14 protein-coding genes, 1 tRNA gene and 1 pseudogene are annotated in these 12,698 nt (G+C 72.6%); 9 read left to right on the top strand and 7 right to left on the bottom strand.

Going from position 1 to position 12,698, the window contains the following annotated elements; translation table 11 throughout:
• Window positions 1–87 precede the first annotated feature (87 nt).
• From D2L64_RS18555 to D2L64_RS18570, 4 genes are read left to right on the top strand one after another with little or no spacing between them, the layout of a single operon-like run.
• Complete coding sequence (locus D2L64_RS18555; protein WP_119578247.1) at window positions 88–735, top strand: sigma-70 family RNA polymerase sigma factor; 648 nt, start codon at window positions 88–90, stop codon at window positions 733–735.
• Window positions 732–1,220, top strand: a complete 489-nt coding sequence (locus tag D2L64_RS18560; RefSeq protein ID WP_119578249.1) for a MauE/DoxX family redox-associated membrane protein — start codon at window positions 732–734, stop codon at window positions 1,218–1,220. The genes D2L64_RS18555 and D2L64_RS18560 overlap by 4 nt, the downstream gene beginning before the upstream one ends.
• The gene (locus tag D2L64_RS18565; protein WP_119578251.1) at window positions 1,213–1,929 is read left to right on the top strand and encodes a DsbA family protein; all 717 of its coding nucleotides are present in this window, start codon (window positions 1,213–1,215) and stop codon (window positions 1,927–1,929) included. Before D2L64_RS18560 ends, D2L64_RS18565 begins: the two co-directional genes overlap by 8 nt.
• Window positions 1,926–3,062, top strand: a complete 1,137-nt coding sequence (locus tag D2L64_RS18570) for a hypothetical protein (protein WP_233559027.1) — start codon at window positions 1,926–1,928, stop codon at window positions 3,060–3,062. The genes D2L64_RS18565 and D2L64_RS18570 overlap by 4 nt, the downstream gene beginning before the upstream one ends.
• Here D2L64_RS18570 and D2L64_RS18575 read toward each other — a convergent pair.
• From D2L64_RS18575 to D2L64_RS18590, 4 genes are read right to left on the bottom strand one after another with little or no spacing between them, the layout of a single operon-like run.
• Window positions 3,043–3,807 carry an energy-coupling factor ABC transporter ATP-binding protein gene (locus D2L64_RS18575; RefSeq protein ID WP_119578253.1) on the bottom strand — a complete coding sequence of 255 codons (765 nt, stop codon included), beginning with the start codon at window positions 3,805–3,807 and terminating at the stop codon, window positions 3,043–3,045. The two genes, D2L64_RS18570 and D2L64_RS18575, sit on opposite strands and share 20 nt — an antisense overlap.
• The gene (gene cbiQ, locus D2L64_RS18580; RefSeq protein ID WP_119578255.1) at window positions 3,804–4,574 is read right to left on the bottom strand and encodes a cobalt ECF transporter T component CbiQ; all 771 of its coding nucleotides are present in this window, start codon (window positions 4,572–4,574) and stop codon (window positions 3,804–3,806) included. Before cbiQ ends, D2L64_RS18575 begins: the two co-directional genes overlap by 4 nt.
• A 5-nt stretch (window positions 4,575–4,579) precedes the next feature.
• On the bottom strand, window positions 4,580–4,933 hold the full coding sequence (locus tag D2L64_RS18585) for a PDGLE domain-containing protein (RefSeq protein WP_119578257.1): 354 nt from the start codon (window positions 4,931–4,933) through the stop codon (window positions 4,580–4,582).
• Entirely contained in the window at window positions 4,930–5,646 is a 717-nt protein-coding gene (locus D2L64_RS18590) for an energy-coupling factor ABC transporter permease (protein ID WP_119578259.1), read from the bottom strand. The genes D2L64_RS18585 and D2L64_RS18590 overlap by 4 nt, the downstream gene beginning before the upstream one ends.
• Before the next feature lie 169 nt (window positions 5,647–5,815).
• Here D2L64_RS18590 and bcp point away from each other — a divergent pair, with 169 nt between their 5' ends.
• The 3 genes and pseudogenes from bcp to D2L64_RS18605 all read left to right on the top strand — a co-directional run.
• Window positions 5,816–6,292 (top strand): thioredoxin-dependent thiol peroxidase, encoded by a 477-nt coding sequence (gene bcp / locus D2L64_RS18595; RefSeq protein ID WP_119578261.1) that lies wholly within the window; start codon window positions 5,816–5,818, stop codon window positions 6,290–6,292.
• Window positions 6,293–6,706: 414 nt separating this feature from the next.
• Window positions 6,707–6,792, top strand: a tRNA-Leu gene (locus tag D2L64_RS18600).
• Window positions 6,793–6,858: 66 nt separating this feature from the next.
• Window positions 6,859–7,047: pseudogene (locus D2L64_RS18605) on the top strand (GNAT family N-acetyltransferase); the annotation flags it as partial.
• Window positions 7,048–7,066: 19 nt separating this feature from the next.
• Here D2L64_RS18605 and D2L64_RS18610 read toward each other — a convergent pair.
• The 3 genes from D2L64_RS18610 to D2L64_RS18620 all read right to left on the bottom strand — a co-directional run bounded on the left by D2L64_RS18610 (window position 7,067) and on the right by D2L64_RS18620 (window position 9,840).
• Window positions 7,067–8,062 (bottom strand): expansin EXLX1 family cellulose-binding protein, encoded by a 996-nt coding sequence (locus D2L64_RS18610; protein ID WP_233559028.1) that lies wholly within the window; start codon window positions 8,060–8,062, stop codon window positions 7,067–7,069.
• 121 nt (window positions 8,063–8,183) lie between these two features.
• Complete coding sequence (locus tag D2L64_RS18615; RefSeq protein WP_119578263.1) at window positions 8,184–9,002, bottom strand: MOSC domain-containing protein; 819 nt, start codon at window positions 9,000–9,002, stop codon at window positions 8,184–8,186.
• A gap of 4 nt (window positions 9,003–9,006) precedes the next feature.
• Entirely contained in the window at window positions 9,007–9,840 is an 834-nt protein-coding gene (locus D2L64_RS18620; protein ID WP_119578265.1) for a class I SAM-dependent methyltransferase, read from the bottom strand.
• A gap of 170 nt (window positions 9,841–10,010) precedes the next feature.
• Here D2L64_RS18620 and D2L64_RS18625 point away from each other — a divergent pair, with 170 nt between their 5' ends.
• Window positions 10,011–11,111, top strand: coding sequence for an LCP family protein (locus D2L64_RS18625; RefSeq protein WP_407663133.1), 1,101 nt, complete (start codon window positions 10,011–10,013; stop codon window positions 11,109–11,111).
• Between the two features lie 269 nt (window positions 11,112–11,380).
• The gene (locus D2L64_RS18630; protein WP_119578398.1) at window positions 11,381–12,685 is read left to right on the top strand and encodes a sugar transferase; all 1,305 of its coding nucleotides are present in this window, start codon (window positions 11,381–11,383) and stop codon (window positions 12,683–12,685) included.
• The last annotated feature ends 13 nt before the right edge of the window (window positions 12,686–12,698 follow it).

Consider the following 12,698-nt stretch of genomic DNA (forward strand, 5'->3'; position numbering starts at 1 on the left):
CGCCGGGAAAGTTCCCGGCGTGTCGCACCGCATGGAAGGGCCGAAGGGCCCTGCTGCTCAGCGCATTGCCGCGTAACCTGGTTTGTCGTGATCCCCGCCCCGCGCGACACCTCCGCCGACGACACCGTCGGCGACTCCGACGCCGCCGACGACACCGTCGCCGGATCCGGCGCGGCCGGCGAGGATGCCCCACCGTCGGCGGCGGTCCCCGATCCGGCCACCGCGTGCGCGCTGGCCGCCCGCGACGGCGACCCGGCCGCACAGGCCGACTTCGTCCGGGCCACCCAGGCCGAGGTGTGGCGGTTCACGGCGGCGCTTGTCGATCCGGACAGCGCCGACGACCTGACCCAGGAGACGTACCTGCGGGCGTTTCGCGCCCTGCCCGCCTTCGCCGGCCGGTCGACCGCCCGGACCTGGTTGCTCGGCATCGCCCGGCGCACCTGCGCCGATCACCTGCGCACCGTGGTCCGGCGGCGTCGGCTCGCGCAACGGCTGACCGCCGACGCGTACACCGACGGCCCGTACCCGGACCCGGCCGGGCAGTACGGCGCGGCCGACCTGGTCGGCCGGCTGCCCGCCGAGCGACGCGGGGCCTTCGTGCTCACCCAGTTGCTGGGCCTGTCGTACGCCGAGGCGGCCGCCGTGGAGGGGGTGCCGGTCGGCACCATCCGGTCCCGGGTGGCCCGCGCCCGCAACGACCTGGTGGCCGCCGTCGACGAGGCGTTGACCGGGTGAACAGGAGACTGCTCCGCTGGCTCGGGCTCGCGGTCCGGCTCGGGCTGGCCGCCGTCTGGCTGTACGCGGGCGCCTCGAAGGTCGGCGACCTGGCCGCCTCCGGCCGCTCGGTGCACGCCTACCAGGTGCTGCCGTACGACGTGTCGGTGGTGGTCGGGGCGGTGCTGCCCTTCGTCGAGCTGGCGCTCGGCGTACTGCTGCTGCTCGGGCTGGCCACCCGACTGGTCGCCGGGCTCTCCGCGGCGCTGCTGCTGGTCTTCGTCGCCGGCATCGTGTCGGCCTGGGCGCGCGGGCTGGCGATCGACTGTGGCTGCTTCGGCACCGGCGGCGAACTGCCGGCCGGGCAGCGTCCCAGCTATCTCCCGGAGATCCTCCGGGACCTGGGCTTCCTGGCCTTGGCCGGGTTCCTGCTGATCTGGCCCCGCACGGCCGTCTCGGTGGACGGCGCGCTGACGGGCGAACCGGTGGAGGACGACGATGAGTAGTCGCAAGGGGCGCAAGGACGCGGCCCGGGTGGTCCGGGAGCAGTTGGCCCGGGAGCAGCGACGTAAGCGCACCCTGTGGATCTCGATCGGGGCGGTGGCGGTACTGGTGGTCGCCGGCCTGATCGGTTGGAGCGCCTGGTCCAGCCAGGGCTCCCGGGACTTCACCGCGCCGCCCGGTGCCACCGGCGACGGCACCGGCATCGTCGTCGGCACCGGACCGGTGACCGTCGACATCTACGAGGACTACCTCTGCCCGGCCTGCAAGCAGTTCGAGCAGACCAGTGGCGGCACCATCGACCAGCTGATCAGCGAGGGCAAGATCCGCGCGGTGTACCACCCGGTGGCCTACCTGAACCGCTTCTCCAGCACCGAGTACTCGACCCGCTCGTCGGCCGCGTCCGGTTGCGCCGCCGAGGGCGGGAAGTTCACCGAGTTCGGCAAGGCGCTCTTCGCCCAGCAGCCGCCGGAGAACGGCGCCGGGCTGAGTGACGACCAGCTGATCGACATCGGCGCCGAGGTCGGGCTGAACCGGGACAGCTTCGGCAGCTGCGTACGGGACGGGAAGTACAAGCCGTGGACCGCGCACGTCAGCGCCGAAGCCACCCGCGCCAACGTCACCGGCACGCCGACCGTCCTGGTCAACGGCGAGCAGGTGCGCGAGTGGACGCCGGAGAACATCACCGCCGCGGTGGAGGCGGCCGGGCGGTGATCCAGTCCCTGCTCACCCGGGCCGGGCTGCTGCTCGCCGGTACGGTCACCGCGCTGTCGGCCACCGCCGCGCCCGCCCTGGCGCACGGCGCCGACGCGCCGAACGGCACCGACTACCGGGTCGAGGTCACCGCCGTGGCCCCGGACCGCCCGCAGCTTCGGGTCCGGGTGGTCGAGGCGGGCGCCCGGCTGGAGCTGACCAACACCGGTGCCGACCCGGTCGAGGTGATGGGCTACTCGGGTGAGCCCTACCTGCGGGTCGGCCCGGACGGGGTGTACGAGAACACCCGCTCCCCGGCGACGTACCTGAACCGCACGATCGTCGGCGAGACCGTGCTGCCGGCCGAGGCGGATCCGGCCGCCGCGCCGCGGTGGCGGCGCGTCGACGGCGGGCCGACCGCCCGCTGGCACGACCAGCGGGCGTTGTGGCGTGAGGGTGGCCCGCCCGCCCAGGTCCGCGCCGCACCCGACCGAGAGCATCGGGTACGCGACTGGGTGGTGCCGCTGCGGGACGTGACCGGTCCGGCGGAGATCCGCGGCACCCTGGACTGGGTGCCGCCGCCGGACGCGTACCGCTGGTGGGTGCTGGTCACCCTCGGCGCGCTCGCGGTGGGTGCGGTCGGGCTGCTGCCGGCGGCCTCGCTGCCCGGCCGGCGGGCGCTGGTCGGGTTGGGTGGGCTGCTGGCCGTCGGCGGGGTGGCGGCCGTGCTGCTCGCCGCCGGTCGGGTCCGTGACGCCGGTGCCGAGGGCGTCCCCGGCCTGCTGTTCGGGTTGCTGACCGGCCCGCTGTGGACGTTGCTGGCCGGGCTCGGGGCGATCGCCGCCGCCGGGTGGGCGGTACGCCGCCGACCGGGTGCCGACTTCAGGATCGCGCTGGCCGGGGCCTGCCTGGCGCTGTTCGCCGGGTTGACCAACGCCGCCGTCCTGGCGCGGGCCGTGGTGCCGGTGCCGTGGCCGCCGACGCTCGCCCGGCTGCTGGTCGTCGTGGTCGCGGTCGCGGGCGCGGGCGCACTCGCCGCCGCCGTGCTGCGCCTGCACGCCACCGGGCGCGCGATCACCCCCGCTCCCGCCGACTCGGCCACTCCCGCCGGCTCGACTGCTTCCGCCGGCTCGGCTACTTCCGGACCGGGCTGAACGGGTACGGCAGTTCGAGGCGGTGTCGGGCGAGCAGTTCCTCGTCGCCGAAGAGCTGCCCGGTCGGCCCGTCGGCCACGATCCGACCACCGTCGAGGATCACCGAGCGGTCGCAGAGTTCGAACGCGTACGGCAGGTCGTGGGTGACCATCAGCAGGGTCACCGGCAGGGTACGCAGGATGGCGGCGAGTTCCCGGCGGGCCGCCGGGTCGAGGTTCGACGACGGCTCGTCGAGCACCAGGATCTCCGGACGCATGGCGAGCACCGTCGCCACCGCCACCCGGCGACGCTGCCCGAAGGACAGGTGGTGCGGGGCGCGGTCACGGTGCTCGGCCATGCCCACCGCGGTCAGCGCCTCGTCGACCCGGGCGGCGAGTTCCGGCCCGCGCAGCCCGAGGTTCGCCGGCCCGAACGCCACGTCCTCGGCGACGGTCGGCAGGAAGAGCTGGTCGTCCGGGTCCTGGAAGACGATCCCGACCCGTCGGCGGATCTCGGCCAGCCGCGCCCGGTCCGTGGTCACCGGCAGGCCACCGACGGCGATGCTGCCCTCGGTGGCGGCGAGGATGCCGTTGAGGTGCAGCACCAGGGTGGTCTTGCCGGCACCGTTCGGGCCGAGCAGGGCGACCCGCTCGCCCTGGGCCACCGTCAGGTCCACCCCGTGCAGGGCGACGTGACCGTCCGGGTACGCGTACCGGACGCCACGGACGTCGAGGCTGGCAGCGGTCGGCGACACGCCCTGAATCATGTCAGCACGACGGCGGTGGCGGCGACGGTGGCCGCCAGCACCGGCACGGTGGCGGCGAGTAGCCACTGCCCGGCGGTGGCCGCGCCCGCGCCCTGCCACACCGGCGGCATCCGGCCGGTGTAGCCGCGCGACACCATCGCGAGGTAGACCCGCTCCCCCCGCTCGAAGGCGCGCAGGAACAGCGCGCCGACCCCGGCGGCGAAGCCGCCGAGCTGCCACAGGAAGCGCGGGTCGTCACCGCGGGAGATCCGGGCGACCCGCATCCGCCGGGCCTCGCCCACCAGCACGTCCAGGTAGCGCAGCATGAAGGTGGCGATCTGCGTGACGATCTGCGGGCAGCGCAACCGGTCCAGCCCGACGATCAGGTCGCGGGTGGTGGTGGTCGCGGCCAGCAGCAGCGACGCCCAGACACCGAGGGTGCCCTTGGCCAGGATGTTCCACGCGCCGTAGAGCCCTTCGACGGACAGGCTCAGGCCGAGCAGGTCGGTCCGCTCGCCCGCGCCGAGAAACGGCAGCGCGAACGCGAAGAGCACGAACGGCAGCTCGATCGCCGACCGGGTGAGCAACCAGCGGGGGCCGACCCGGGCCAGCGCCGCCACCACCACGACCAGCAGGGCGTACGCCCCGAAGGCCCAGAACGCCACGCGGGGGGTGGCGACCACGGCGACGGTGAAGGCCACCATCGCCGCGATCTTCACCTCCGGCGGGAGCCGGTGCACGGGGGAGTCGGCCTCCCGGTAGAGCACGTGGACGTGCCCGGCACCCACCGGGACTACCCCTGACTCGACGCGGGGGTGCCGCGCCGACGCACCAGCCAGAAGGCGCCGCCGGCCACCCCGAAGGTCAGCAGTACGCCCAGCACACCGGAGAGGCCGGTGGAGAGGAAGTCGTTGTCGATGCCGGCGATGCCGTAGTCGGCCAGCGGCCCACCGATCTCGTGTTCCTTCTCCTGCTGCGCCGGACAACTACCGCCGATGATCTCGCCGTCGGCGTCGAGGGTGCAGCCCTGCCGTAGCGACGAGTCCAGCCCGTCCGGGTGCGGCGAGGCGAAGTTGCTCACCACGCCGGCCAGCAGCAGGGCGACGAGCAGCCCACCGGCGAGGAAGCCCCAGAGTCGTCGGTTCACCGGACACCTCCGACGGTCGGGACGGTCGCCGGCTGGGCCGGCTTGAGAGCGCGCAGCGCGTACACCAGGTCGGGACGGACCCGGGCCACGGTGACCACCGTGGTGGCGGTGATCAGGCCCTCGCCGATGCCGATGAACAGGTGGGAGACGGCCATGGTCCCGGCCAGCCCGGCCAGGTTGCCGCCGAGGTCGGCGGTGCCGCCGAGCCAGTACTGCAACACGAAGCCCATCGCCGCGACCACCACGCTGACCAGCGCGGCGACGAAGGCCGTCACCGCCAGCCCGGCGGTGGTACGCGGCAGTACCCGCAGCAGCAGGGCGATCAGCAGGTACGCCACGGCCACGCCGAGCACGGCCATGTTGGTGATGCTGAGGCCGAGCATGGCCACCCCGCCGTCGCCGAAGACCAGCGCCTGTACCACCAGCACCACGGCGATGCAGAGCGCGCCGACCCAGGGGCCGACCAGCATGGCGGCGATCGCCCCGCCCAGCAGGTGGCCGCTGACCCCGGCGGTGAAGATCGGGAAGTTGAGCATCTGCACGGCGAAAACGAAGGCGGCGACGAGACCGGCCATGGGGGCCAGCCGGTCGTCCAGGTCCAGCCGACCACGCTGGACGCAGAGCGCCATCGCGGCCAGTGCGATCACCGCGAACAGCGCGGCGACGGGACCGTTGATGATCCCGTTCGAGATGTGCATCGCCAGGGTTTCCACGTGACCTCCCACGTGACGGCGGGCCCACGCCGCGCCGGCAGGGTGAGCGTATTTCTCGCCCACGCTGTTGCCAATACCTTGCAACAGCATGCTCTTGGTCACATCGACCGGATCCCGGTCGGGCGCGGCGCCCGGCGGGGCCGGGCCGGGCCGGCGGTACTGTCGTGCCATGACCGCACCCGCTCGCCTCTCCCCCGGTGACCCGGCGCCCGAGTTCACCCTCCCCACCGACACCGGCGGGCAGCTCACCCTGGCCGAACTGCGTGGCCGCAAGGTCATCCTGTACGCCTACCCGGCGGCGATGACGCCCGGCTGCACCAAGCAGGCCTGCGACTTCCGCGACTCGCTCGCCTCGCTCCAGGCCGCCGGCTACGAGGTGGTCGGCATCTCCCCGGACAAGCCGGAGAAGCTGGCCAAGTTCCGCGACCGCGACGCGATCACCTTCCCGCTGGTCGCCGACGCCGACAAGGCGGTGCTGACCGCGTACGGCGCCTACGGCGAGAAGCAGTCGTACGGCCGCACGGTCACCGGCGTGATCCGTTCCACGTTCGTGATCGACGAGAACGGCAAGATCGAGCGGGCGCTCTACAACGTCAAGGCCACCGGCCACGTCGCCAAGCTGCGCCGCGACCTCGGCCTGGACTGAGCCGCACCCGTCGCGCGCCCCGGCCGGCGGCTTGCCAGCGCCTGGCCGAGCCGCAACTGACCCGGCTCACCCGGCGGCGCGCCCTGTCGAGCTGATAGCACGGACGGATCGGCGCGGCACCACCACCGGCCTGGCGCGCACCAGACCCCGATCGGCTCCGGCACCCGCCTTCCCGGTGCCGTTGTTGGTGCTGCGGTTGCCGCACCCTGCGGACCGGTAGGCGACAGCGCAGACGGTTCAGCTCGACAGGACGCAGGTAGGGACCGGCCGGGTCCAGCCACACGGTGCCCGGCATCCGCCGGCCCGGGCCGAGTCCCTTCCGTGGGGTGAGCCGCACCGGGCACCCGAGCGGATCGGTAGGGCGGTGGAGGGCTCGACACCTGGCGGGGGCGAAGCCATAGACTCTGAGGGCCGGCGGGAGTGGCGTAACGGCAGCCGCGGTAGGTTTAGGTCCTATTGTCCGAAAGGACGTGGGGGTTCGAATCCCCCCTCCCGCACCACACAATCCCTTGTCAGGCGCATCACGATCTCGGGCGCCGGGCGACCCGCCCGGCGCGGATGGCGCCGTGAGCCTGCGCTTCGTCCTCGACCCCGAACTGACCCCCGAGCTACGCGAGCGGATCATCGCGCTCTGGGTCGACGTCACCAATGCCGGGGGCGCGGTCGGCTTCGTGGCACCGGTCACCGCCGACGACGTACGGACGATCGCCGACCCGACGCTGGCGGAGATCGCGGACGGTCCGGACCGGCTACTCCGGCATTGCGGCCCCGGGGTCACCCGCAGCTCGGCGGCGCCGCGACGGGCGCGGCCGACGCGGAGGCCGCGCCGTCCTCGGCCGCCAGCGCGGCGACCTCGGTGGGCTCCGGCACCGAGTTCGACGGGGACAATGTCGGGCCGGTGGCCGGCTTCGGCCGGGCCGAGGGCGAACGCGGGGCGGCCGGCGAGGGTGCCGCGGACGACGTGGCCGAGCCGCCCGAGGCGGCACCGTACATCCGCACCGCGCTGCGCTGGACCTGGCCGGGGGCGATCCTGATGCCGGTGGCGGTGACCCGGTGGCCACGGCTGTCGGTGACCCGGATCTGGTACGGGCCGGGGCCCGCCCCGGAGTCGATCAGCCAGTAGTTGTAGCTCTCCCGGACGGCCGCGCGCCATCCGCCCGAGCCGCCCTGGCGTACCTCGACCGAACGCAGCGGGTTGCCGTGCCCGGCGACCAGCACCGCGAACCACCACTGCGACGCGCCCTCCTTGATCCGGAAGGTGAGCGGGCCGACCAGCGGCGGGTCGACCACCAGCCGGTAGCTGACCTCGACGATCCCCCGCACCGGGTCGGCGATCCGGGCGAACGCCTCCCTGGAGAGGTCGAGGTGACCGGGTCCGCACTCCGGGCACTGGTCCATGACCATGACCCGCACCTTGCCCTTCGGCCCGGTCACGTCGAGATACCCGCCGCAGGCGGCGCCGTCGGCGTACTCCTGCGGGCCGAGCGCCACGTAGAGGCGGTCGGCGGGCGCGGCCGGATTGGAGCAGTTGCCGCCGGCACCCGCCGAGTCGTAGAAGGTCGCCTTGCCCTGTTTCGTGACCCCGGCTGCCGGTGGCGCGGCGACCGGCCGGACCGGTGCGGCACAGGCGGGTGCGGCGCCCGAGCGCAGGACGAGCATCAGCCCGAGGATCGTGGCCAGCACGGCCACGGCCCCGCCGGCCAGCCACCGGCCCGGAAGGGAACGCTGAGCTGCTGTCCGCACGGCGGGGCCGTCGATACCGTCGGTCACGCGGTCCGATGCTGCCGGACGGCGCCGCACCGGACAAGCCACCTAAGCCAAAGCTAAGACGAGATCAACCCGACGTGGCACGGACCGTGCGCCCAGCGAGCCGGGCCGGTCGTCCGGTCGATCAGTCGGCCGGCCGCACCGGGTCGCCGACCGTCAGCCGGCCGGATTCCAACGGCACGAGGTTCAGTCCGAACAGGAGCTTCCGGTCGACGTTGCGGTGCCGGGCGAGGGTACGCAACGGCTCCCGGCCGCGTACCCCCGTCTGCTGGTCGGTGGTGGTGACCAGGCAGCGGGCCGACGGGTTGGCGGCGCGGAACGCCACGCCACCGATCCGCACCGGTCGCCCCTCCCACCCGTCCTCGGCCCACGCGGGTGCCCCGTCGACCACCAGGTTCGGCCGGAACCGGTCCATCGGGACCGGGTCCGCGCCGGCCGCACGCAGCCAGTCGCCGAGCGCGGCCAGCGAGGCGGTGCTGGTCAGCAGCACCGGGTACGCGTCGGCGAAGCTGACCCGGTCGCCCGGATCGTGCTTCCTGCTGCCCGCTTCGACGTGCCGGGCCGGCTCGGCGAGCCAGACCAGCCGGACCGACCGGTCCAGCAGCGCGCCGAGCCAGGCGTCGGCGGCCGGCCCGGCGGGCAGCGCGTCGACCCGTAGCAGCCGGCGGCGGAAGGTGCGTACCGGCACCGGTGCGGCACCGACCGGCTCGGCCACCAGCAGGTCAGGCTGCCCGTCGGCGCTCAACAGCAGGCCGCCGGGGCGCGGGTACGCCCGCAACCGGGCCAGCGTGGTGGCCTCCCGCTGGGTGACGCCCACCCCGTCGGCGTCCACCACCATCCAGCGCCGGTCACCGTCGAGGCCCCACGGCGCCACCGCGGAGTGGTCGTGGCGCAGACCGCGACCACCCTTCACCGGGTACGTGTCGATCTCGCTCAGCCGCACCCGGTCACCATGCCACGCCGATGCCGTCCCCCGGGTACCAGTGGTCGGCCGGGGTCTCCCGGTAGGCGAGGAACCGGCGGCCGGTGCGCTCGGCGTGCCGGGCCAGCACGTTGGTGTGGGTGACGTTGTCCGTCAGCAGCATCGCCCCCGGAGCCAGCTTCGACTCGATCGCGTCGAACTCGCGCTTCTCGTACGCCCGGCTGTGGTCGCTGTCGTGCAGGAACAGGTCCACCGGCCGGTCCAGCGCGGTGATCGACTCGACCGAGTCGCCGATGACCAGGTCGATCGCCTCCGACCAGGGGGCGACCCGGGCGAGGTAGCCGGCCTCCGGGTTGATGTCGATGGAGCTGACCCGGCCCGGGTGTCCCTCGGCGGCGTTGCGCAGCAGCGCGGCGGCCAGTACGCAGCTGCCCAGCCCCTTGTCCACACCGGTCTCCACGACGTGCGCGGGCCGGCGGGCCCGGACGATCGCGTACCAGCCGATCCGGCGGGCGTAGCGGACCTGTTTGTCGGCCAGACCGCGGCGGGCGGCACCGGCGGTGGCCGTAGCGACGTGCCGGCGCAGCGCGTCGTCCGACTCGATCTCGTCCAGGTAGCCGCGGACCTGCTGGACCGGCAGTTCACAGACCACGCTGACGAACCAGGCGAGGTGGCTGCGACTGAGCTTGGTCAGCTCGTAGGTGTAGTTGTGGTGTTCGCGCGAGGCGACCAGCCAGCGGGCCGAGATGCGTAGCACCTTGGCGTCGTGGCGAGCGACCGCGACCAGGCGTTTGGGGAAGGCGGCGACGGGGGCGAGGGGGGTACGGGCGATGGCCCGGCGCAGCTTGACGGCGTCCACTGCGCGGTTCTACCAGACCAACCGAAACACCGGGGTAACAAACCGGAATGGATCGTTCCGCGTACGTCGACAAATGTCCGACCGGTCGGTCCCGATTCGCCCGAACTCGGAAACGCGAACGGAATGAAAGGGGTATGCGAGAGCCTTGCCACAATCAGTAGCATCCCTCCATGCACCAAAACCACGGGGATTCCGAGCCCGACACCGTGTTCTACGACCGGCCACCGGCGGCACCGTCCTCGATGGACGCGCAGTCCGCACCGGAGCCGGTGGCCGAGGAACCGAAGCGTCGTCGGCCGCGTTGGCGGCGGATCGCCCTCGTCAGCTTCCTGGTGCTGGCGCTGATCGGGGGCGGCGGGCTGGTCGCCGGTGGCCTGTACTACCGATCCGTGGAATCCGACATCGACCGGGTCGACGCCTTCGACGGCATTCCGGCGGAGTCCCGCCCGGAGGTCGTGGCGACCGGCGCCATGAACATCATGCTGTTGGGCAGCGACTCCCGCGACCCGGACAACACCTCGGGCTCGCGTACCGACACCATCATCCTGGCCCACCTCCCGGCCGACCGGTCGAGCGCCCAGCTCATCTCGATCCCCCGGGACACCTGGGTCAACGTGCCGCGCTCCGCACAGGGACGGGGCGGCCGGGACGCGAAGATCAACGCGGCGTACGCCTGGGGTGGGGTGCCGCTGATGGTGCAGACGGTCGAGAAGTTCACCGGCGTCCGGGTCGACCACGTCACGATTGTCGACTTCTCCGGCTTCAAGGAGATCGTGGATGCCCTCGGCGGTGTCGAGATCGATGTCGAGAAGGGATTCACCTCACGGCACTCGCTGACACCGGACGGTCGACGGGAGTTCACCGCCGGTCGGCAGACGATGGACGGAGCCGCCGCCCTCGACTTCGCCCGTGAGCGGTATGCCTTCGCCGACGGTGACTTCGCCCGGATCAGGCACCAACAGCAGGTCATCAAGGCGATCCTGGACAAGGCCGCCTCGGGTGGCACGCTGACCAGCCCCACCCGGCTGAACTCGTTCGTGCGGGCGACCGCCGACTCGGTGGCCGTGGACGAGTCGATGTCCTTGGTGGACTTCGCGATGGAGTTGCGTCACCTGCGCGGCGGCAACCTGACCTTCCTCACCTGCCCCACCAAGGGCACCGGCATGATCGGCAACGAGAGTGTGGTGCTGGCCGACAAGCCGAAGGCCGACAAGCTCTTCGACGCGGTACGCCTGGACACGGTGCCGGAGATCCTGGCCGCCGCAAAGTAGGAACTCGATCGGGCTCGCCGACTATGGTGACCGGCTCCGCCCGACCGTATCCTGCGGTCACCCTCAGCCATGTTGCGCGGCCGAGGGGGCTCACGGGGGGAGCGCAGACCATGACGAGCCAGCCGGCAACCGGTCATCCCGGGGCGCAGCTCGGCGGACTGGTGCCGCAAGCCGCGCCGCAGGAGACCCGAGCCGAGGTCGGGACGACGGCGGTACTGCCGTACGCGAGATCCCGGGCGTCGTCACGCACGCGCCGGCTCCGTGCCTGGATGCTGACGCTCCCCATCGACGTCGCCGCGCTGACCACACCGTTACTGCTGACCCAGACGTACTGGCGCGGAATGCTTGCCTACGCCGTGCTGGCCGTGGCGACCTTCTGGTCCGGCGGGCTCTACCGGCCGCGCCGACACCTGAGCATCCTCGACGAACTGCCGGCCCTCGGCGGCCGGTTGCTGACCTCCGCGGCGGTGGTCGCCATCATCGCCGCACAGCGGCACTCCTCTGTGGAGTACGTGAGCGGCTTCATGCGCGACGTCGCGCTCTCGGCGGGGCTGGTCGTCGTCGGGCGGACGGTCAGTCGTGCGCTGATCGTCCTCGTCCGCAAGCACCGCTGGGTGGAGCACAACGCCATCATCGTCGGCAGCGGACCGACCGGCCTCGAACTGGCCCGGCTGTTGCGCCGTCATCCGCGCTACGGCCTGCGCTTCGTCGGCTGTGTGGACGCGACCTCGCGGCAGAAGACCGGGGTCCTGCCGCTCAGCGGCAACCTCGACGATCTCGAACATCTGGTGCGGCTGCTGGAGTGCGAGGTACTGGTCGTCGCCGACCCGGACTGCTCCGAGTCCACCCTGATGGAGACCGTGTTGCGTCCGCGCAGCGCCCGCTGCGACCTCTGGGCGGTGCCCGGCCTGTGGGGCTCGCGTTCGCAGGGCGGCTACTCCGACCACATCGGAGCCATTCCGATCGTCAAGATCGGTGACGTCACGTTCTCCGGTCCGAGGTGGGCCATCAAGCGCGCCTCCGACATGGTCTTCGCCACGGTCGCGCTGGTGGTACTGAGCCCGGTGCTACTGCTCTGTGCCATCGCCACCTTCCTCGCCGGCGGTCGGGGTGTCCTCTTCCGGCAGGAACGGGTCGGCCGGTACGGCAGACCGTTCAAGGTCATCAAATTCCGCACGATGCGTCCCCTGGACGAGCAGGAGTCACAGACCAGATGGTCCATCGCGGACGAGGGCCGGGTCGGGCCGGTCGGTAGGTTCATGCGCCGCACCTCGCTGGACGAACTACCCCAACTGTGGAACATCCTGTGCGGTGACATGAGCGTGGTCGGTCCCCGGCCGGAACGGCCGCACTTCGTGGAGAAGTTCTCGGCGGAGTACCCGAACTACGCGGCCCGGCACCGGGTCCCCGTCGGGTTGACCGGGCTCGCGCAGGTCAGCGGATTGCGCGGGGACACACCGATCTCCGACCGGGCCCGGTTCGACAACTACTACATCGAGAACTGGTCGCTCTGGCTCGACATCAAGGTCGTGCTGCGTACGGTCGGGGAGGTGCTCCGCGGCAGCGGTCGCTGACCCGGACGGCGCC

This window comes from Micromonospora radicis (genome assembly GCF_003583405.1).
GTDB classification, from domain to species: domain Bacteria; phylum Actinomycetota; class Actinomycetes; order Mycobacteriales; family Micromonosporaceae; genus Micromonospora; species Micromonospora radicis.